The sequence below is a fragment of the Psychrobacter sp. JCM 18900 genome, from assembly GCF_904846625.1.
In the GTDB taxonomy this organism is placed as follows: Bacteria; Pseudomonadota; Gammaproteobacteria; order Pseudomonadales; family Moraxellaceae; genus Psychrobacter.
The window spans coordinates 85,752-107,666 of the sequence record NZ_CAJHBL010000003.1 but is presented as its reverse complement, the minus strand read 5'-3'; the positions used below and the strand labels follow the sequence as shown (position 1 = coordinate 107,666).

Here is a 21,915-nt window from a genome sequence, read left to right as displayed (position 1 = left end):
TAACTGTTTTCAGTAATCATGCGTTCACTGAAAATTATTGGTTTTCACAGGTACTGGCGTTATGATAAAAAACCCTTATCACACTACTCTATTTATTTTTTCACGATCATTAAATAAGACCAAAATATGTCAACTTCAACCAAACCTTTTTCTCCAGCCCCTTTTAAGCCGCCCTTTTGGCTAACCAATCCACACTTGCAAAGCATCTTGCCTAAGTTTTTTGCGCCAAAGGCACCGACCTACCGCCGTGTGGTCGAAAAGGACTCACTGGACGAGAGCGATATTGCCTATGACTTTTATGATGCGCATCCTGTAGAAGCATCAAAAGATGGCGAGCTTGAGCAAACCCCATTGATTGTTCTCTTCCACGGTATGGAAGGTAGTAGTGACAGTCATTACGCACGCGCACTAGCGTACCAAATGCACACGCAAGGCTGGCATTTTGTGGTGGCACATTTCCGCAGTTGCGGTGGTATTCCTGCTAGTGGTACAGTATTTTATAATGCCGGCGACACTGATGAAGTGCATCATGCGCTACAGAATTTGCATGAGCAGTATGCCAATATCTATGCCGTTGGCGTCTCATTAGGTGGTAATGCACTGGCCAAATACATGGGCGAATATGAGGACAAAGTCCTTTGTAAAGGTGCCGTTGTTATCTCCGCGCCAGTCGATATGTCTTCAGCTGCCATTACTATGCACAGCTTCTTGAGTCATCGTATCTATACGCCTTATCTGCTTAACCCAATTATCAAAAAAGCATTGGCAAACGATCTCACTCAAGATGAAATCAACTCTATCAAAGCTGCCAATCGTATCAGTGATTTCGATGATATCTTTACCGCGCCGCGTCACGGATATCGCTCCAAAAACGACTATTATCATACCGCATCCGCCATGCCGTATTTGCGCAACGTCACTCACCCTCTGCTATTAATCAGTGCAAAGGACGACCCTTTTATCGGCTTTACCGCTACCCCAAATGATGTCTCTGAGAGTGTCACTATCTTAGATACTGCGCACGGTGGACACATCGGTTATCTGCGCTATCGCTCAGACAATGGTCAGTCCAAAAGCAAATCGTCTGTCACCGATGATAAAAAGTCCAAGACTTCAAAATTCGATATCAACTGGATACCTGAAACTGTCAGCGCTTATTTTAATTGGATTGGTGTGGCTTCTACTAGCGAACCTTCTCAAGGTGTGATCTCTGACAATAAATAATCACTGTCATCAATGACAAAATAATAACGCCAACGTTCATAACTTTTTGAGAGTGTTTTATGTACCCATTTATCCGTTATGCTAGCACCATCGCTCATGCTGCCCTAAAAGCAAAAAAAGGCGACACACTGACGTTTAAGGACACCAGTGAAATTCAGTTTCGCTGCCGCTTATCCGATATAGATAATTTTTTGGAGATGAATAACGGCCGCGTATTTACGCTGTATGATTTGGGTCGTATGGACTTTGCAGTACGGACTGGGCTTGGCAAGCAGTTGTTAAAACAACGCTGGGGTTTGGTCATCGCTGGCAGCACTATCCAATACCGTAAGCGTATTCGCGCCTTTCAAAAAGTCACGCTCAAAACCAAAATCGTCGGTATCGACGCGCGCTGGCTGTATATTGAGCAATCAATGTGGGTCAAAGGACAGCCTTGCTCATCTGGACTACTGCGTACGGGTGTGACCAAAGGTGGCAGAGTAATTGACACGGCACAAGTACTCGCTGCGTTGGGTCAATCTGATTGGGATCTACCACCAACGGGTTACGTAGCTGAATGGATCAAAAGTGATGCTGATCGTCCGTGGCCGCCTGTCGATACAGCTGACTAACTTAACTTTATAAGCTAAAAATCCATTACTTTTATCTTGTTTAACAGATAGTACAAGCAAGCAACCTTATAGCTACTATTTCATAACAACTCATTATATAAATACATATAATAAATGTTACGATAGTGGTGAGTACATACTCAGATAAAACAAATATAGTCTTATAAGGAGAATAATATGGCTAATACAACAGATTATGTCGGCACGTTATTTGATAATAGCGAATCAAACCCAAGCAAAATCACCTTAGCGTTTACCATGGCAGGCGTGGCACTGAAAAAAGGCCATTCTGCTACTGTGATATTAATGGTGGATGCCGTACATCTAGCAAAACCAAACGCGCTAAACCATGTAGATATCGGCGATCCGTTTGAGCCAGCTGGTGAGTTACTAGAAGCCTTTATCGAAAAAGGTGGTCAAGTATTGGTCTGCGGCGCTTGTATGAAACACAACGGTGTAGAAGAGTCAGATATCGACAAGCGCTTTGAAGTAATTAGTGGTGATGATGTGGTTGAGCTATTGATGAATGCAAAGGGATCTTTGCAGTTGAATTAGTAACAAATTTTAAGTAACAAAGTTATAAGAACGGGTCAGTTTCTTAGTCATCGTTTTGGCGGCTTGGATACTGATCTTTTTTTGAGAATCTTAGTAAGAATTAATATCTTACAAAGAATTAAAACTGAGTGGTAGAGAAGCCGTTAGAACCTATTTAATTATTTTTATAACTAGGTGGGAACTTCTCTTTTCCATATATCCATAAGAACTTATCAATATCTTTCGCATTTTTCCCGTTAAGATTATAATACGTAATAAAATCTAAAATCACTTGGTGAAATTTTTTAAAACTCTTTAAATCTTTCTTCTTAAAGTCTGAAAAACTATCTCTTTCCTTGTAGGCGATGAGTGTCTTTTCTACGAAGCTGTCATATATAGAATAATCTATTTGGTTATGCCAATTGCAATACTTAGTAGCAAAAGAATAAAAATTGATTTCTTTATTATTCTTTTTAGTACGAATGTTATGTCCAGTAGCGATTTGATGTACAAGCTCCGGATTTCCTGCCTTTATGTTTTCATCGACATCACACTCTAATATATGCTGAGCCACCTTAAAAACACTATAAATGCTAGTGCTATATAGCTCATTAATCACACTGACCTTTAAAATAATATCTTCAAGAGAAGTGTTATTTGGAAAAGCTTCGAACAGTTTTATTATTGCACTATCTCCATACTTGTACCTTTCATCTAATTCGAATTTATCTATATACTGCTTTATTAAATCTTCAGTAGGCTCATCTAGAAAATCATTATTTTTCATATTCTTTCTCATATCATTTGAATTTTTGAATCATAGGACTTTTTAAGTTACAAATACGGACTTACCATAATTATTGCACTTAGCCTAATATTATTCTACAAGAGTCTAGAAGTTTTTCATTTAATTCAATTTCCTTTGGTTGGATACCTTAATCACATCAAGTATATGCATTAATGAATTTTAACGACAGTTTTATAGTCAACTATTTTAACTACAAAACTGTAGCCGAAACCCACCTCTCCTATTTCCTAACTAAATAAACACTATCTCACGTACTGTTCGCCCTGTTCTGTTAAAGTAAGTCATGCAAACACCTTAATAAAAGTCTACCCGTCATGACCTTACTTGATACTCTAAACTTAACCTATCCGATCGTTCAAGCACCAATGGCAGGAGCAACCACACCTGAACTAGCAGTAACGGTGAGTAAATTTGGTGGACTGGGCTCATTAGGATCTGGCATGACTGCGCCAAATGTTTTGACCAGCCAAATTGATACCATTAAATCGCTCACCGACCGTCCTTTTATGATTAATCTAATGGTGTTATCTGAGTATGAGTCGAGCACCTTTGATACCGCAATTCCCGCTTGGCTGAGTGAGTACTACCAAGACAATAATATCGAATTTGCACTAGCTGAATGTCCCGCTCAGAGCTTCGCAGAGCAGCTACAAGTGCTCTATGACAACCCTGTGCCTGTTGCCAGTTTTACCTTTGGCATTATCAGTGCTGAGCAAGTTCAGCGTCTGCAAAGTCTCGGCACGCGCGTCATCGGCACCGCCAATCATCCACTAGAAGCGAAAGAATGGGCAGATATTGGCGCAGATGCGGTATGTGTACAAGGGGTCGAAGCGGGAGGTCATCGCGGTGGTTGGTTACCGCAAAGTGAAAGCGATCCATTGGGATTATTGACTTTGATTGGCCAAACCCGCGCCTGTACTGATATTCCTTTGATTGCAGCAGGTGGCATTATGACAGGACAGGATATCAAAGCAGTACAAGCGGCAGGTGCTGAGCTTGCACAAATGGGAACGGCGTTCTTGACCACCGACCAATGCGGTATCAATAATATTTATAAACAAGCTTTACTCGATACTAGTCACAATAGACGCAGCTCAGAAACGCGCTTAACTCGATTGTTTTCAGGTAAACTCGCTCGTGGTTTATTGAATAATTATCTACGTGACTTTGCCAAATTTGAAAGCGCTAATGAGCTACCGCCCTATCCTCAATTAAATGCCATGACCAAATTTATGCGAGCTAATGCGTCTCAGAACAGAGATGCAGAACATCAATCCTTATGGGCAGGACAAGGGGTAACTTTGGTCAAACGAGAGAGCACGTTTGAACTGCTTGAGCGACTGGTAAAAACGTTATAGGTTTAAATGTTTTTATCAGTCCGCACTACTCTAACAAAAAATCCACCGCCGCAGCTGCATGAATAGCTGTGGTATCAAATACAGGTATAGGGCTATCAGCCTGTTTGATAAGTAGACCAATCTCTGTGCAGCCCAAGATCACACCCTCTGCCCCTTGCGCTGCCAAATCTTTAATCACTTGACGATAATACTCTCGTGAGCTGTCTTTAAACTCACCGACACACAGCTCTTTTTTGATAATGCGGTGCACTTCTGCTCTTGCCTCATCTTCTGGTATCAATACTTGTAAACCCGCATCCATAAGACGCTGCTTATAAAAATCTTGAGTCATCGTAAACTGAGTACCAAGTAAGGCTATTTTGGTAAGATTTTGTTTTTTGATAGCATCAGTAGTCGCATCAGCGATGTGAGTCAATGGCAAGTCTGTGGCGGAGCGCACGTCATCGACCAGTTTGTGCATCGTGTTAGAGGCAATCATGATTCCTTGTACGCCAGCTGCTTGTAGACGCTGAGCACTGTTAACCATTATCACACCTAGCTCGTCCCATCTGCCTTGCTCCTGTAACGTATTGATCAACGCAAAATCCACACTATGAATCAATAAATCTGCGGAATGTAGTCCGCCAAGCTGATGCTTGACACCTTCATTAATCAGACGATAATAGCTCTCGGTACTCTCCCAGCTCATACCACCGATGATTCCTAATGTTTTTTGTTGAGAGCCTCGTTGTTCTTGAACTGCGATACTATACTCCTAGTTGTTTTTGGTCTTAGTTATAGTAAGTTATCGTAGCAAAATCGACTGTTGAGAACGTGCTGTTTTTAGAGATATTCCTTTTAGCAATAACCTCTTCAAAAAGCTTTAAAATGCTGCCTTAAAGACAATAATCATATTAATAACATATCGCAAACCCTACCATTGATAATAACGATTTTACCCGTTTGACCTCACGGAGTATGATGAACACTGGTAGCCAATACCTTATCCATTTATTATGCCTGCTCACCACCTAACTATTAACTTACAACGTATGCCCGCATCATAGGCTGGGCATAGCTAACACTATGTAGGACAACCGAATACTATGGCCAACTTCCCCACTATCAGAATACGTACGCGCCGCAAATATTACCGCCTTATCTTTACAGGCCTGATGGCAATGATGATGTCACTGATTATCTCAACAGCCCTGTTGGTGGTCAAACAAGGCTTCATCGACGGGTTTTTTATGGAGTTGATGCATTCGTGGGGACTGGCTTTTATGTTTGCGTGGCCAAGTGCCTACATCTGTGCCTATCTAGTACAAGAGCATGTACTGAGTAGAATAGAGTTTTATTAAAATATACTCTACCGCAGCTAAAACCACTACATAGTGGACATCACTGACTACGCTGATGAATTATCTATACTAGTGTTCTTTATACCGATAGCATCATGGATGTAAGTTAATTAAAGCCCAACCTTATTCTTCAGACAAGCGACTCTGTGATTCAAAGTGCCTTCTAACACAGGTTTGATTTGGGCACACTCGCTATCCGCTATTGGACAGCGAGTACGGAATACACAGCCTGATGGTGGGTTGATTGGACTTGGTAAGTCGCCCTCTAATAACTGAATGACCTTATTACGTTCGGCAATAGGATCAGGTAATGGTACCGCTGACATTAGTGCTTGTGTATAGGGATGCGTCGGATTTCCATATACAGCTTCGTTTATACCTAGCTCAACGGCATGGCCCAGATACATGACCAGTACCCGATCGGCGATATGCTTAATCACGGACAGATCATGAGCGATAAAAATCAGCGCTAAGCCCATTTCTTGCTGTATGTCTTGCAATAAGTTGATGACCTGCGCTTGAATGGAGACATCAAGCGCGGATACTGGCTCATCACAGATGATGATTTTGGGCTTTAGTATCAGTGCGCGGGCAATACCAATGCGCTGACACTGACCACCAGAAAACTCATGCGGATAACGGTTAATCTGATTGGACAGCAGCCCAACTTTTTTCATCAGGGCACGTACTTCATCCTGCACTGCCGCTTTTTTCATTTCTGGATAATACGTACGTAGTGGTTCTGCGATGATATCGCCTACTGTCATGCGCGGATTAAGCGACGCTAGCGGATCTTGGAATATCATTTGAATGTCTTTGCGCTTCATTCTCATGGTTTTTTTGGAAGCGCCTACGATCTCTTCATCACCAAATTTAATACTGCCAGCATTGGCTCTCACTAGGCCGATAATCGTTCTTGCCAGCGTTGATTTACCGCAGCCCGACTCACCTACCACGCCTAAAGTCTCGCCAGCGAATAGCTCAAACGAGACGCCATTGACGGCTTTTAAGGTGTCCGGTTTTTGCCAAAAGTACGTCCCTTTTTGTTTAATATTAAATGTCGTATGCACATCTTGCACTTGTAGTAACGGGGCTTGGCTGTTTTTAACCATGTCTACATTGGGTAACGTCATGCCCTAGCCCTCCAGCGTTGATAGATGATTGGTATCAGTATCAGTATTAGTATTAGTATTGATATTAGTGTCAATATCTGTTGCCATGTCTGCCGAATCATCAATTGGCCTGTCAGGATGCCAATGGCAAGCACGTTGGCGCTCATGCGGCAAAAACTCAAGCGGCGGCGGTACATCACGGCAGATATCCATGGCATGTGTACAACGCTCATGAAAAGGACAGCCAGTCGGTAGATTGAGTAGGTTCGGTGGACTACCAGGAATGGTCTCAAGCTTGCCTTTGTCATCATCTAGACGCGGAATGGCTTTTAATAGCCCGATAGTATAGGGGTGCGTGGGTGTATAAAAAATCTCTTCCGTTTCGCCATATGCCATGGTACGACCAGCGTACATCACGAGTACCCGATCACAGATACCGGCTACCACGCCCAAATCATGCGTAATCATAATAATAGTCGTACCAAAATCACGCTTTAGCTCATTTAACAGCACCATAATCTGTGCTTGTACGGTCACATCAAGCGCCGTCGTTGGCTCATCGGCAATCAGCAACTTCGGGCGACAAAGCAGTGCCATCGCAATCATGACCCGCTGACGCATACCACCTGAGAACTCATGCGGATACATACCAATACGGTTTTTTGCCTCAGGGATTTTGACCGCATCTAGCATACGTATCGACTCCGCCCATGCGTCTTTTTTGCTCATGCCTTTGTGCAAAATCAACACTTCGGCAAGCTGATCGCCTATTTTCATATAGGGATTTAGGGAGGTCATTGGATCTTGGAAGATCATAGCCACTTGCTCAGCGCGGATTTTATTCAGTGCTCTTTGCGATAAGCCCAGCAGCTCTTTGCCTTCAAATTTTACTGAGCCTTTGGTACGGCCGTTCTTTGCCAGCAGACCCATGATAGCGAAGGCCGTCTGCGACTTGCCAGATCCTGACTCACCGACGATACCCAGCGTCTCACCGTCATGCAGATTAAAATTCAAACCATTCACGGCGGTCACGAGTCCATCTTCGGTCGTAAATTGCACGGATAAATCTTTGACTGCTAATAAGCTGCTTTCTTGATTCGCCTGATTGGCTTGGTTATTGAGCACTGAGTCAGCCCCTACTTTACGGACAGTAGTGTCTATCTTCTCAGGTGCGCTATTGATATCTTGCGTTGCCATGATGTTGTTCTCCTAGCGAGCTTGAGCCTAGCGGTCTTTGGGGTCAAACGCATCACGCAGACCATCGCCAATAAAGTTAAAGCAAAATAAAGTAATGACCAAAAAAACCGAGGGAATCAAAATCTGCCAAGGAGCGACTTGCATCGTTTGCGAGCCTTCCTGTAGTAGCGCACCCCAGCTGGTCATTGGCTCTTGTACACCAAGCCCTAAAAAGCTCAAAAATGACTCAAATAAAATCATCGTCGGCACCAGTAAAGAGGCATAGACCACCACCACGCCAAGCACGTTGGGCACGATATGACGCAGGATAATGTTAAACCCTGACACCCCGCCGACGTGGGCGGCCTCAATAAACTCTTTACTCTTTAGACTGAGCGTTTGACCACGGACGATACGAGCGACATCCAGCCAAGAGACCAATCCGATAGCGACGAAAATCAAAATAAGGTTACGACCAAATATCGTCACGAGTAAGATCACAAAAAACATAAAAGGAAAGGCGCTCAGAATCTCTAAAAAGCGCATCATAATCATGTCGACTTTGCCGCCCAGATAGCCTGACGTTGCGCCATACACCGTACCGACCAATACCGCCACCGTTGCGCCAGCGATACCCACCAATAACGATATACGCCCGCCAACTGCTGTGCGCACGAGCAAATCTCGACCAAGCGAGTCAGTACCAAAATAATGCTTGTTTTCAATCGACGGCGCAGACTGCATAAAGTTCCAGTCGGTCTCTGCATAACCGAAAGGCGCTAGCATGGGCACAAAGATGACAAACATACCGACGAGCAATAAGATAAAAAAGCTCGTCACTGCTGCCTTGTTTTGATAAAAACGGCGCCAAGCATCTTGCCAAAGGCTGCGACCTTTAATCTCTTTTACAGGCAGATTTATATGCTCGGCTGGCTGGTCTACGGTAAGGCTCATAGTCGTCCTCTTAGTCATCTGATTCAGAATCTGATATTTATTTTTAAGCAATGATTGGCAGTTAAACAAACGATGATTCGTGTTAAGTGCCCATCAATACTGAATTTTTGGATCAATAATGGCGTATAAAATATCGACAATGGCGTTAAAGGCTATCGTCAATACACCAACCAAAATGGTCAAACTAAGCACGACGCCATAATCACGATTGAGCGCCCCATTCACAAATAACTGCCCGATACCTGGTAAACCAAAAATAGTCTCGATCACGATAGAGCCAGTAATAATACCGACAAAGGCAGGGCCCAGATAAGAGATGACAGGTAACAAAGCAGGTCTGAGTGCGTGTTTCATCACGATTTGACGCATCGGTAAGCCTTTAGACTTAGCCGTGCGGATGTATTGACTGTTCATCACCTCGATCATGGAGCCGCGCATAATCCGCGCGATACTGGCAACGTAAGCCAGTGCTAAGGCGGTGACGGGCAATATCAAGTTTTTTACTGCACCATCGTTCCAGCCACCTGCTGGCAACCACTGCAAAAGAATGGCAAACACGAGTACCAACAAGGGGGCTTTCACAAAGCTTGGAATCACCACGCCTGTCATGGCAAACGCCATCAGTACATAATCCATCCACGAGTTTTGCTTCAGTGCCGCTATCACACCCAAGATAAGCCCTAACACCAGTGCCAATATAAACGCGTACATACCGAGTTCCATAGACACTGGAAACGATTGCGCCAATAGCTCATTGACCGTGTAGTCTTTATATTTAAAAGACGGGCCAAAATCGCCTAATGCCAGCTGTTTTAGATAATTGATATATTGCAGCCACATGGGATCGTTAAGATTGTATTTGGCTTCGATATTGGCCAATACCGCTGGTGACAAGCTGCGCTCGCTACTAAAAGGACTGCCCGGTGCCAAGCGCATCATAAAAAAGGACACGGTTATCAAAACAAACATGGTCGGAATGGCTTCTAAAATCCGCCGAAAAATAAGTTTTAGCATAATGCCTCTTTATAAGATTACCTGTACAACGCTACGTGATTTTAAAAGGCGCGCTTTGAGTGTTTACGCCGCTTTCAGGTTTTCTCTGATCCATAGCAGACCGACGCTATCAATCGGAATCTCTCCGTTTCATAGCGCCTGCTGATAAGACGATTGGATGGTTAGTGCTTAATGATCAGTGCTTGATGGTCAGTGCTTAATGATCAGTGCTTGGCGATAGAGATATCTTTACCTTGCCAATTATCTAGAGGGTCACTCTTTGAAAAGCCAATGACGTAAGGCTTCACCAAACGAGGGCTGACGTAATGATAGATATTAAGCAGCCCCATATCTTGATCGAGTTGTGCTTCAGCTTTTTGATACAAGCTTGCACGTTGCTCAGGTGTGACACCCGCTTTTAACGTTTGAGCCATCAAGCTATCAAAATTGGCATTGGCGTACTTACCGTAGTTACCGCTATTGTCAGATTTGACGATATTCAAAAAGGCTGAAGGTTCGTTATAATCGGCACACCAGCCAGCACGAGCGATTTGATAGTTACCGTTGCGGCGCGTATCAAGATAGGTTTTCCATTCTTTGTTGGTCAACGTCACATCGACAAAACCAAGCGCTTGCGTCCATAACGAAGTGGCGGCAACCGCAACCTTTTTATGATTGTCATTGGTGTTGTACAGCAGCTCAAACGCGAGTGGATTACTCTCGTTGTAACCAGCCTCATTCAACAGTTTTTTGGCCTCAGCAATACGCTTCTCTTTGTCCCAAGTGGACCACTCTGGATTATTCGTTACCTTGCCATTAGCCGCTGTAGGCGTGAGCTGATAAGCGGCCGTCTGTCCTTGACCCATAACTTTGTCTGCAATGGTGTCACGGTCCAATGCCAAGGCTAAGGCGCGTCGTACTTTTGGATTATCAAAAGGTGGTTTGACGGTATTAAATTCATAGTAATACGTACAAAGATAAGGAGAAACTCTGAGCTCATCGCCATTGGTTTCTTTTAAAGAAGCAAACTGCTCGGTTGGAATCTCGTTATGAGTGACATCAATTTCACCAGCCTGATAGCGCGCTACATCGGTCGTACTAGAAGGAATCGGTAGTATGGTGATGGTATTCAGCGTCGTATTGGCATCGTCATAATAGGAAGGATTGCGTGTCAAAACGAGTTCATCGTTGATCTTCCATTTGCTGACTTTGTAAGGACCATTAACGACAATATTGGCAGGATCTGTCCATTTATCACCGAACGCTTCGATGGTTTTTTGATGGACAGGCTTGACGGAGTTGTGAATCAACATGTCTGGAAAATAAGGTACGGGCTCTGACAACGTCACTTGCAATGTTTTATCATCAATGGCTTTTACCCCGAGCGTCTCGATGCCAGCAGCACCTTCAACGATTTTATCAGCACCAACTACTTTAGCATCAACCAAATAGCTTGAGTAAGGTGATGCAGTCTCTGGATCGACCAATCGGCGCATACTGTATACAAAGTCTTGCGCCGTGACTGGATCGCCATTTGACCACTTCGCGTCGCGCAATGTGAACGTCCATACTTTGTTGTCTGGACTCTCCCACTCGGTTGCGATTCCTGGAATGGTTTTGCCATCTGCATCGGTATTGGTCAACCCTTCGAATAATTGACGACCAATATTAGACTCAGGTACACCAGACACTTTATGAGGATCGAGCGACTCAGGTTCGGTCATATTATTGATGACCAGCTCTTGAGTATCCGCCAGTACATTGGGATCAATATTGGCTGATGAGCTGGCATTATTGCTTGCCGTATTGTCACTACAGCCAGTTATAAACATAGCCAGTACAAGAGCAGTAGGTAAAAATACAGCAGTACGAGGGGAGAGAATGTTGTGGGTCATATAGCATCCTAGCGGGCAGATTGATAATCTGTTAATAAGTCCATTTAAGTTTGATATTTATCGTTTTCATATCCATTATTGACGTCATTGAGGGATATGACCTGTCATGACGAACTTTAGAAAACTATTGGTAATATTAATAGTAAAAAAAAGTGTTAATGTCAACAATTTTTCAGTTCATAGAAAGAACGTAAATTTAGTCAAACATCTGCATATACTATTAGTGAGTAAAAATGAACAAAAAACATACTAATTTACGGAATTTTACAAGAATTTAACCGATTTTTTTATGAAAAACCCATCACTCGTCAAAATGCTACTCCTATGTTATAAATTGTAGCTGACATCTGTTTGACATTTTATAGTGCTTACGAACTAATACTTGGAATAATGTTCTATTATTAAGCGTAAGACATTTAATAATTTAGATAATCATATGGAAGAGAATTCATGTGATACGTTCTAATGCGACCTTGAGTAGCACGGTGATTAATTAAGATATTCTCTGTAATTCATTGAATATGTCACCAATGATTTTTCTTTTTAGTTTCTCTCTAAAAAGCCCTATTCATTAGAGAATCCTGCTGAATCCCACAAATCAAATAATAAGAACAGCTCTAGATCAGTGTGAGCAGTAACACAAAGAATATTACCGATGTAAGCCAAGCTTTCTATAACAAAATCCCGTTAGCGCAAATGTATCCAACGTCTAGACGACCAGTCTATTTTTAAGTATAGTGTCTTTGTTAGTCGATAACCTATAAGCATCATTATCATGGTATCGTTTCTACTATAAGAAAAAATACATTGGTGAATGACCTTGATGAGATGATGCTTATAGTCGGTTATTCATACTCTTAATACACTTATAAATAAACCAAATCATAAATAAAGGAATCATCATGCGTAGTGCTATTCATAACAGCTTTGGCAAACCTTCTGACGTATTGAACGTGGGCGACAGTCCGATGCCGCAGCCTGCTGCCAACGAAGTCCGTATCAAAACCATCCTCTCCCCTATTCACAACCATGACATGCTGACAGTGAGTGGACAATATGGCTATAAGCCTGAGATGCCAGCCATCGGTGGTAGTGAAGCGCTAGGCATTATCGATGTAGTAGGCGCTGACGTGACAGAGTTCAGTGTTGGTCAACGTGTGGCGTGTGCCAGTGTGCACGAAACGTGGGCAGAGTATTTTGTCGCTCCTGCCAGCATGGTATTTAACATGCCTGATAGCATCGAAGACGAGTTGGCTGCCCAGCTGATCGCTATGCCGCTGTCTGCCCTAATGCTATTAGAGTTCCTAGAAGTAGATAAAGGTCAATGGATTATTCATAACGCGGCAAACGGCGCGGTGGGTAAAACGCTTGCGATGCTAGCAGCAGCACGCGGTGTAAATACAATCAATCTCGTACGTAGTAAAGATGCGATAGAAGAGCTGACCTCACTCGGTATCAAAAACAATGTCGTCACTGCTGATGACGACTGGAAAGACCAAGTTCGCGCCATCATCGGCGATGACAAGATCACAGCAGCCGTTGATTCAGTCGGTGGTGAGTCGAGCAATGAGCTGCTATCGCTACTGGGTAGCAAAGGAACGCTGGTCTCATTTGGTATCATGTCAGGCAAGCCAATGGCACTGGACGCTGGTAGCTTGATCTTTAAGCAAGCGACTGTGAAAGGATTCTGGGGCAGCAAAACCAGCCAAGAAATGGATCTAGACAACAAACAACGCCTGATCACTGAGTTATTAGAACGCGCGTCGAATGGCGATTTGAAGCTACCGATCGAAGCTGTTTATAGCTTGGACGATATCTCAACAGCGGTCTCTGGAAAAGTACAATCAAGTAAAAAAGGCAAAGTTCTTTTAAAACCTTAATTCCTATACTCGCCTCGTAATTTCGTAATAAGGGCAAAAACCAGCGGTATTAGCAAATATAAGAAAGCCCATGTGTATTAGTGATAAGGTACGGTGGGCTTTTTTAACCATTCTGCTGTAATAGTATCGCTAAGCCAATCAGCGCAAATAATAAGATTTAATAAGGATATAACCATGTCAAACGATACAACATTCAAAGCATTAGTCGTTGAAGAAACCAGCGATGGTGAATTCAAAAAAAGCATTCAAGAGCGCAAAGTTAGTGACTTACCAGAAAATGACTTGCTCATCGAAGTACATTATTCGTCGTTAAACTTTAAAGATGCGATGTCGGCATCGGGTAATAAAAGAATCACCAAACAGTACCCACATACCCCTGGTATCGATGCAGCAGGTGTCGTCGTCAGTGACAAATCAGGCACGTTTAGCGTAGGGCAAGAAGTATTGGTATTCGGCTATGATCTCGGTATGGATACAGATGGCGGTCTCGGTCAAATGATATCAATCCCCGCAGAGTGGGCGCTGGCGTGTCCAGAAACGCTCACCCTAAAAGAAGCGATGACATACGGCACGGGCGGCTTAACCGCAGCGCTAAGTGTTCAAAAGCTAGAAAAAATGGGCGCAAAGCCAAGTGATGGTCCAGTCGCTGTAACAGGCGCAACAGGTGGCGTGGGTACAATCAGTATTGCTATCTTAAAGCAGCTCGGCTATGACGTGATTGCATTCTCAGGTAAGCCAGAGCAAAGCGAGCATCTAAAAGAGCTTGGCGCGAGCGAAGTACGTCATCGCGATACCATCAATGAAATCGGTAATAAGCCTGTCGGCCGTGAGCTATGGGCAAACGCCATTGATACCATCGGCGGCGACTACCTATCTAACTTGCTCAAACAAACCAAAGCAGGCGGCGCGGTGACGAGCTGTGGTCTAGCGGGTGGTGCTGAGTTTTCGATGACGGTCATGCCGTTTATCACCCGCGCGGTGTCGCTATTGGGTATCGACTCGGTCTATATTCCACTGGCTGACAAAGAAGCCATTTGGAAGCGTGTTGCCACTGATATGAAACTGCCTAATCTTGAGAGCTATGGCGAAGAGATTACGTTAGAGCAAACACCAGAATATTTAGATCGTTTTATGTCGAGCAAAGTGGTTGGCCGTTATGTAGTGAATGTGAAAGGATAGGATGTTTAGCTTAGCAGTTGAACATTATAAAAAGGCAGCATCTCCGTTGAGGTGCTGCCTTTTTTCAGGTCTGAACAACTTATAAAGACACATTCACACCTTTGTATGCTTTGCTTGCACCAAATACGTGTTCATGACAGAGAAACACTGTATGTTTATTATAAATTTCTAGTACAGCTAGGTCGTTGTGCCTGCTCTCAACACTAATAGATTTAGGCATCGATTTGAAAAATTCTATAGTTTCTTTTGTTATAAAATCTGGTATATAAGCATTTAAATCCTCAAAAATATATCTTATAAATGCATAAGAACATAAATTAAACTCCCACACCATTTCACCACCTTCTCCTACATATGTATTATATCCACGGTCAGAAAGAAGGCAGTTTTCATCATCGTAGGTATATACACATACTCGAACTAAGCGGTTCGGGTTCTCATAAATCCTCTTTATAAGTCGATCTAGAAAGTTTGGTTGATCTGTTCCCATAGAGTTTAATAGAAAGAAGATAGTCGCAAGCCAGTATTCATAATCGTTTTTTGTTATACCTAGCTGTTCGCATAAATAATCCTGCTGTGGCTTGTTTCCATTGAGCACGCGATTGAAGTTTGCAAAATGTATAGGATCGGTTGGAATCACACCCTTAAGCTCAGAGAAGGTGTTTAAAATCTTTTTTATAGAATAAGGATTTCTAATAAAATTTAGAAATTTAGACCTGAAGATGTTAAAAATTTCTAATTTAACATCAGTTTTAGGTGAATGTATTTTAGATAGTAAGCTTTCAGTATTAGCCTGTATTATTACTTCATAGGAATGGAATAGTTTTTCGAAATTGTACTTACTAGCTTCTTTTCCTAATACATCAAAGCTAAATAAATCATTCAAGCTTAGATTTTTGCAAATACTAACACCTATTTCTGAGTCTATGCTGACAGTGCATGAATCACGATTTTTTATGCTAAACGAGTAAATCTTTTGATTTTTACTTTTAGCTTGAGGATTAATTGCATTAAGCCTTTGCTCTACTTGAGGTAAAAAATGCTGATTTTTAGTTACATCACGCAAGTCCATTTTCAACTCTCTGTTAGGTTATATCTCATCATTCTAGCTTATCTAAAAAACTATGGAAATTTTGCATTCAAACCAAAAAAAACACCCAACCAAGTTGAGTGTTTTTTTATTGATGACAAGCTCTATATCAATTCAAAAAATCTGAGTTGAAAAGCTGTTTAGATAAGTTTACGTAGTCTAAGATGGTAACAAGGCAACCGAGCGCAGATAATACGTGTTTGTATATCTAGCGAGGTTAACGCCGTTACCGTTTAGAATACGTAAACGAATTATTCCCACTCAATAGTGGCAGGTGGCTTACTCGAAACGTCATAAGTCACACGTGATACTTCAGCGATTTCATTCATAATGCGATTTGATACGGTCTCGATCAAATCATATGGCAGATGCGCAAAGCGAGCCGTCATAAAGTCTACAGTCTCAACTGCACGTAGCGCAATTACCCACGCATAGCGACGGCCATCGCCGACCACGCCGACAGATTTGATTGGTTGGAATACCGCAAATGCTTGTGCCGTCTTGTCATACCAGCCTGAGCGCTCAAGCTCTTGCATAAAGATAGCATCTGCCAAACGCAGGATATCAGCGTATTCTTTTTTAACTTCACCAAGGATACGCACGCCCAAACCTGGACCTGGGAACGGATGACGATAGATCATTTTGGCTGGTAGACCTAGCGTAATACCAAGCTTGCGCACTTCGTCTTTGAACAAATCACGTAACGGCTCAATCAGTTTAAATGCCAAATCATCTGGCAAACCACCTACGTTATGGTGGCTCTTAATCACGTGTGCTTTACCTTGATGTGATTTAGCAGATTCGATCACGTCAGGATAGATCGTACCCTGTGCTAAGAACTCAACGACTTTACCATCGCTCTGCTCGCTCACTTGACGCGCGCTATCAGCGAATACGTCGATGAAGGTTTTACCGATGATTTTACGTTTTTTCTCTGGATCAGACTCGCCTGCTAGCGCATCTAAGAACAAATCTTCAGCATCAACACGGACAACTTTTACGCCCATGTTTTCTGCAAAGATTTGCATCACTTGGTCGCCTTCGTGCAGACGCAATAGACCGTTATCAACGAACACACAAGTCAGCTGGTCGCCAATTGCTTTGTGCAATAGCGCGGCAACGACTGAACTATCCACACCGCCCGATAGACCTAGCAATACTTGCTTGTCACCGATTTGCTCTTTCAACTGTGCGATACGCATATCAGCGATGTTGTCTGGCGTCCACTCACCTGCACATTCGCAGATTTGATGCACGAAACGACCAAGCAGCGCTTGACCTTGTAGCGTATGCGTGACTTCTGGGTGGAACTGAAGGCCGTAGTATTGCTTGTCATCATTGGCCATAATCGCGATTGGGCAGCTTGGCGTACTAGCGATGATGTCAAAGCCTTCAGGTACTTCGATGACCTTGTCACCATGACTCATCCAAACGTTTAGCTTGGCAGCCGCGCCGTCAGTCTTGCTGTCTTCGATACCGTCAGTCAGCTGCGAGTGACCATTTACTTCGATGGTCGCCGCACCAAACTCATGAATATCACTGGCATGAACTTGCCCGCCAAAACGATCTGCCATCGCTTGCATACCGTAGCAGATACCTAGTACTGGCACGCCTAGATCAAATACCGCATCGTTGATACGTGGGCTGTTTTCTGCGTGGACGCTCTCAGGGCCACCTGACAAGATGACGCCTTTTGCGCCAAAATCGATGATGCGCTGAGTGTCGATATCATAAGGAAACATCTCACAAAACACCCCAGAATCGCGCACACGGCGGGCGATTAACTGGCTATATTGCGAGCCAAAATCGAGGATTAAGATGCGATCTTCTTTGATTGCAGGAGTGGCAGCAGCAGTGGTCATAAATCGATATCCATCAATAGATAAATTGGTGCCCTATTTTAACAAGTTTACGCCCTCTATTGGCTATTAGATGTTCGATTATTAACAGTTATGCATAAATATTTGAATTTTTAGAAGGTAAGTGCTCGAAAACAACCCGACCTAAAGTAAATAATAAAGAAAACCAAAACCAGTTCATTACGGGGGTATTGCAACTAAACAAACAAAACCATGTATTTACCGCTACTATGCTCATAGTGATTATGGTCGTAGTGGTTATGCTCATAGAAGGTAGGCTTATATCTACCATGCTGACCATTACCATAAAATATGATACACATAGTAGTAATCAAGATGAAGGCTATCTAGTGAGTAGTCTTGGAAAATTAATTAGTACTTTAGAATATCCAAACATTATTTGCAGGAAATATATCAACCACGAGAAAAAGGAGTTCTAGTCTTAAAAACTGAATAAGTGATAGACAGTAGTGTCAAATACAAAGAGCAATATAAAGAGACAATGAAATGAGTAACTTTGATAACGAGCAAAATCGTCAGAAACCAGATAAGGGCACGAGTAAATCTTCAAAAGAATACCTTCCAGATTATGTAAAAGCACGATCAAAGCACCACAAGCCTCCACATCTAGGCACCTTTGATGTAGGGATGTCAGTACCCCAATGGCGACCCGACCATGTACCTGATACCCGTATCGACAAATTTACGTTTTTTATGGTGCTAGCCATCCTTTTCAGTATCGCCATACCTTTGATACTATTCCCCGAACAAGGCAAAGCTTGGGTAGGAATAGCACGTAGCTTTGTGGTTGATAACTTTGGCTTCGCTTATCTAGCGTTCGGTGTTCTCGCCATGATGTTTGTCATTTACATCGTAATATCTGACATCGGTAAGATCAAACTAGGCCGCCCAGAAGAAACTCCTGAGTTTTCAGATTCTTCTTGGGCGTCCATGTTATTTTGTGGCGGTATTGGTGCCAGCATCCTGTATTGGGGGCTGATTGAGTGGGCTTATTATTATCAAGGCCCTCCTTTTAATCTACCGGGCGGCTCACCTGATGCTATTCGCTGGGCAACCACCTACGGTATCTTTCACTGGGGTCCTGTCGCTTGGTCTATCTACTTAGTACCTGCTGTGCCTATCGCTTATTTTTACTATGTGCGTCAGACACCCATACTCAAAGTTAGCCAAACGCTCATGCCATTGTTGGGTGAAAAACTGGCTGGCAGTAACTGGGCCAAGATGCTTGATGTACTATTTGTCTTCGGTATGGTTGGTGGCGGCGCGACGACGCTAGGTCTGGCCTCTCCGCTTATCAATGAAGGCCTACACAACCTGTTTGGTTTGCCACGTAACACCACGATGCAGATTGTGGTCTTATTAATCACTACCATGATATTTGCTTACAGTGCCTATCAAGGATTAAAAGGCGGCATTCAAAAACTTTCCAATATTAATTTTTACTTAGCGGTCGCCTTCTTATTATTTATTCTGATTGTCGGACCAACTGTCTTTATTTTGAATACAGGCTTAGAAGCGCTAGGGCGTTCTATCACCGAAATGCCGCGCATGATGACGTATATCGAACCCTTTAAAGACTTCCAAGAGTTCGGCTTTGAACACACAACCTTTCCACAAGATTGGACTGTTTTTTATTGGGCATGGTGGCTAGTATTTGCACCAACTATCGGTCTGTTTATTGCCAAAATCTCTAGAGGACGTACCATACGTAATATGGTCTTGGGATCCATGTTCTATGGCTCGCTTGGCTGTGCCATGTTTATGATTATCTTAGGCAACTATGGCTTGTATTTGCAATTAACAGGTACGGTCGATGTGGTTGCCGTACTTAATAATGAGTCACCAACGGCTGCCATCTTTGCGATATTAAATAGCTTGCCGATGTCATATGTAGTCATCTCTGTGTTTACCTTTTTGGCCATTATCTTTACCGCCACAACCTTTGACTCAATCTCTTATATCTTGGCATCTGTCGTACAGGTAGAAGTAGACGATGAGCCGCATCGTTGGAATCGCCTGTTTTGGGCATTTACTTTATGTTTATTACCCGCCATTTTGATGTTCTTAGGAGATCTACAAACCTTGCAGACGGCTTCTATTATCGCGGGTGCACCGCTTATTGTTATTCTGTGTATGATGATGATGTCTGTGATTAAAGCCGCTAGATATGATCTGGCTTATCAGCCTGATTACGGTCTAAAAACCATTCATATCGAAGAGCTACCTGACAATGCACCGTGGGAAGTAGGCGAAACATCAGAATCTCTAGAAGGCTCAGTCATGCATCAACATGAAGAGTGGGAGCAAATGCGTGAGGATACTGAAAATGCTGAGAACGCGAAGAATGATAATTAATTATTACTAATAAAAATCACTATTAACGTTGTTTTAAAGCAGTCAAAAGGCTGGACTACATTGGTAGACTAGCCTTTTTTATTATTTAGATTTTTTGTTATATAGCCACTTTATAACATCTTGACGCTATCACTCAGGGTTTAACAACATCACCCAACGCTGCATGCATACGAGTCAACCCTTCTAATAGCAATGCTCTAGGACATGCGACATTAATACGCATTTTCAGATGACCTTCCTGACCATATTTGAATCCCGCACTCAGCTCAACTTTGGCAGCTCGAAGGGTGTCATAAAGTGCTTGATCGTCTTCAGCATACGCTGAGCAATCTACCCAAATTAAATACGAGGCTTCTGGGCGCATGACCTTAATCTTCGGCAAATGCGCTTCTAAAAACTGCACCGTTAAATCAATATTGGCGTCGATATAAGCAAGCGCCTGCGCCAACCACTCATCGCCTTTCTCATAAGCACTACGCATGGCTGTATACGCAAATAAATTCAGCTCGTACTCATCATTTAACTGCTGCTGCTGACCGATTTTTTTGATTAGCGCCTTATCTTTAGCAAATATCATAGAGCCTTTGATACCTGCAATATTAAAGGTTTTGGTCATTGATGTCAGGCTAACCACGTTATGCTCATAGCCTTCTGCCAGCGTCAGAAATGGCGTAAACGTATGACCAGTCAAGGTCAAATCTTGATGAATCTCATCACTAACAATCGCCACATTGTGCTTTTTGCAAATGGCCAGTAGCGCTTCCAGCTCGTCCCTCATCCATACACGCCCACCAGGATTGTGTGGATTGCATAGTAGATAAAGCTTAACGTCATGTTCGATGATTTTGGCTTCGATATCGGCCAAGTCCAGATGATACTTGCCCTCGATTTCCTGTAATGCAGAGAGCACAAGCTTGCGGCCATTTTGCTCAACCTTGGTCATAAACGGTGTATAAATAGGATCATTGACCAGTACCGCGTCGCCTACTTCGGTAAAGACGTTCATCATCAGCACCAAGCTCGGCACGACACCAGGGGAAAATAAAATATCCTGCTTTTCCAACCACAAGTCATAACGACGGCCATGCCAGTTAATAATCGAGTCATACAAAGCCTCGGTGGGATTGGTATAGCCCAATATGCCATGCTGCACGACTTGCTCAATCGCGTTTAAGATAGGCTCAGCAGCCTTAAAATCCATATCCGCGACCCATAGCGCAATCGTGTCATCGGTATAGTGCCACTTGAGCGACCCTGTATCACGCCTGTCGATTATTTCATCAAAGTTGTACGACATTGGCACTCTCCTAAAGTAAAAAAATAATGGTTTAGGGTACAACATGAATGCCATAGCCGCCAATCGCTTTATGGTGGTTGTATCGATACGCGATGTGGGTAAAGTGTGATTGAGGCGGTGAAATACTAAAAAGGTGGGTTAACAGTTGGGTTGGCGTTGAGGGGAGTAGCAGCCAATCCTGCCATCCGCTATTATCTGCTTATCTAGGCGTGGCGCGGCCACGGTTTGG

The 21,915-nt window shown here is 43.1% G+C and carries 18 protein-coding genes; 8 read left to right on the top strand and 10 right to left on the bottom strand.

Translation table 11 applies throughout. The annotated features are described in order from the left end of the window. The first annotated feature begins 126 nt into the window (after nucleotides 1-126). The 3 genes from JMX96_RS06040 (at nucleotide 127) to JMX96_RS06030 (ending at nucleotide 2,390) form a co-directional block, all read left to right on the top strand. On the top strand, nucleotides 127-1,224 hold the full coding sequence (locus JMX96_RS06040; protein ID WP_201568112.1) for a YheT family hydrolase: 1,098 nt from the start codon (nucleotides 127-129) through the stop codon (nucleotides 1,222-1,224). A gap of 59 nt (nucleotides 1,225-1,283) precedes the next feature. Then, nucleotides 1,284-1,835 (top strand): acyl-CoA thioesterase, encoded by a 552-nt coding sequence (locus tag JMX96_RS06035; protein WP_057757622.1) that lies wholly within the window; start codon nucleotides 1,284-1,286, stop codon nucleotides 1,833-1,835. Nucleotides 1,836-2,012: 177 nt separating this feature from the next. Further along, entirely contained in the window at nucleotides 2,013-2,390 is a 378-nt protein-coding gene (locus JMX96_RS06030) for a DsrE family protein (RefSeq protein WP_201568111.1), read from the top strand. Nucleotides 2,391-2,544: 154 nt separating this feature from the next. Here JMX96_RS06030 and JMX96_RS06025 read toward each other — a convergent pair whose 3' ends face one another. Then, nucleotides 2,545-3,156: a hypothetical protein gene (locus tag JMX96_RS06025; RefSeq protein WP_134292834.1), complete on the bottom strand. Its 612-nt coding sequence runs from the start codon at nucleotides 3,154-3,156 to the stop codon at nucleotides 2,545-2,547. A 335-nt stretch (nucleotides 3,157-3,491) separates the two neighbouring features. Between JMX96_RS06025 and JMX96_RS06020 the strand changes: the two genes are divergently transcribed. After that, nucleotides 3,492-4,535, top strand: a complete 1,044-nt coding sequence (locus JMX96_RS06020) for an NAD(P)H-dependent flavin oxidoreductase (RefSeq protein ID WP_201568110.1) — start codon at nucleotides 3,492-3,494, stop codon at nucleotides 4,533-4,535. A gap of 25 nt (nucleotides 4,536-4,560) precedes the next feature. Here JMX96_RS06020 and JMX96_RS06015 read toward each other — a convergent pair whose 3' ends face one another. Then, on the bottom strand, nucleotides 4,561-5,280 hold the full coding sequence (locus tag JMX96_RS06015; protein WP_201568560.1) for an aspartate/glutamate racemase family protein: 720 nt from the start codon (nucleotides 5,278-5,280) through the stop codon (nucleotides 4,561-4,563). A gap of 340 nt (nucleotides 5,281-5,620) precedes the next feature. Here JMX96_RS06015 and JMX96_RS06010 point away from each other — a divergent pair, with 340 nt between their 5' ends. Then, a complete protein-coding gene (locus tag JMX96_RS06010; RefSeq protein WP_102078218.1) occupies nucleotides 5,621-5,875 on the top strand; it encodes a DUF2798 domain-containing protein in 255 nt (84 codons plus the stop codon). Nucleotides 5,876-5,985: 110 nt separating this feature from the next. On the opposite strand, the gene oppF is transcribed toward JMX96_RS06010, so the two are convergent. The 5 genes from oppF to JMX96_RS05985 all read right to left on the bottom strand — a co-directional run bounded on the left by oppF (nucleotide 5,986) and on the right by JMX96_RS05985 (nucleotide 12,005). Then, nucleotides 5,986-7,008, bottom strand: coding sequence for a murein tripeptide/oligopeptide ABC transporter ATP binding protein OppF (gene oppF, locus JMX96_RS06005; RefSeq protein WP_227676951.1), 1,023 nt, complete (start codon nucleotides 7,006-7,008; stop codon nucleotides 5,986-5,988). 3 nt (nucleotides 7,009-7,011) lie between these two features. Continuing rightward, entirely contained in the window at nucleotides 7,012-8,184 is a 1,173-nt protein-coding gene (gene oppD / locus JMX96_RS06000; RefSeq protein ID WP_201568109.1) for an oligopeptide ABC transporter ATP-binding protein OppD, read from the bottom strand. A gap of 27 nt (nucleotides 8,185-8,211) precedes the next feature. Continuing rightward, a complete protein-coding gene (gene oppC, locus JMX96_RS05995) occupies nucleotides 8,212-9,117 on the bottom strand; it encodes an oligopeptide ABC transporter permease OppC (protein ID WP_201568108.1) in 906 nt (301 codons plus the stop codon). A 93-nt stretch (nucleotides 9,118-9,210) separates the two neighbouring features. Then, nucleotides 9,211-10,131, bottom strand: a complete 921-nt coding sequence (gene oppB, locus JMX96_RS05990; protein ID WP_201568107.1) for an oligopeptide ABC transporter permease OppB — start codon at nucleotides 10,129-10,131, stop codon at nucleotides 9,211-9,213. 203 nt (nucleotides 10,132-10,334) lie between these two features. Continuing rightward, nucleotides 10,335-12,005, bottom strand: coding sequence for an ABC transporter substrate-binding protein (locus tag JMX96_RS05985; RefSeq protein WP_201568106.1), 1,671 nt, complete (start codon nucleotides 12,003-12,005; stop codon nucleotides 10,335-10,337). 902 nt (nucleotides 12,006-12,907) lie between these two features. On the opposite strand from JMX96_RS05985, the gene JMX96_RS05980 reads away from it, so the two are divergent. After that, a complete protein-coding gene (locus tag JMX96_RS05980; protein WP_201568105.1) occupies nucleotides 12,908-13,885 on the top strand; it encodes a zinc-binding dehydrogenase in 978 nt (325 codons plus the stop codon). Between the two features lie 174 nt (nucleotides 13,886-14,059). Then, the gene (locus tag JMX96_RS05975) at nucleotides 14,060-15,064 is read left to right on the top strand and encodes a YhdH/YhfP family quinone oxidoreductase (RefSeq protein WP_201568104.1); all 1,005 of its coding nucleotides are present in this window, start codon (nucleotides 14,060-14,062) and stop codon (nucleotides 15,062-15,064) included. A gap of 79 nt (nucleotides 15,065-15,143) precedes the next feature. On the opposite strand, the gene JMX96_RS05970 is transcribed toward JMX96_RS05975, so the two are convergent. Beyond that, a complete protein-coding gene (locus JMX96_RS05970) occupies nucleotides 15,144-16,136 on the bottom strand; it encodes a hypothetical protein (RefSeq protein ID WP_201568103.1) in 993 nt (330 codons plus the stop codon). 269 nt (nucleotides 16,137-16,405) lie between these two features. After that, entirely contained in the window at nucleotides 16,406-18,016 is a 1,611-nt protein-coding gene (gene guaA / locus JMX96_RS05965; protein WP_201568102.1) for a glutamine-hydrolyzing GMP synthase, read from the bottom strand. A gap of 504 nt (nucleotides 18,017-18,520) precedes the next feature. Here guaA and JMX96_RS05960 point away from each other — a divergent pair. Beyond that, on the top strand, nucleotides 18,521-20,389 hold the full coding sequence (locus JMX96_RS05960; protein ID WP_265088982.1) for a BCCT family transporter: 1,869 nt from the start codon (nucleotides 18,521-18,523) through the stop codon (nucleotides 20,387-20,389). Nucleotides 20,390-20,522: 133 nt separating this feature from the next. Here the strand turns inward: JMX96_RS05960 and JMX96_RS05955 are convergent, their stop codons facing one another. Beyond that, entirely contained in the window at nucleotides 20,523-21,686 is a 1,164-nt protein-coding gene (locus JMX96_RS05955) for a MalY/PatB family protein (RefSeq protein WP_201568101.1), read from the bottom strand. Nucleotides 21,687-21,915: the final 229 nt, after the last annotated feature.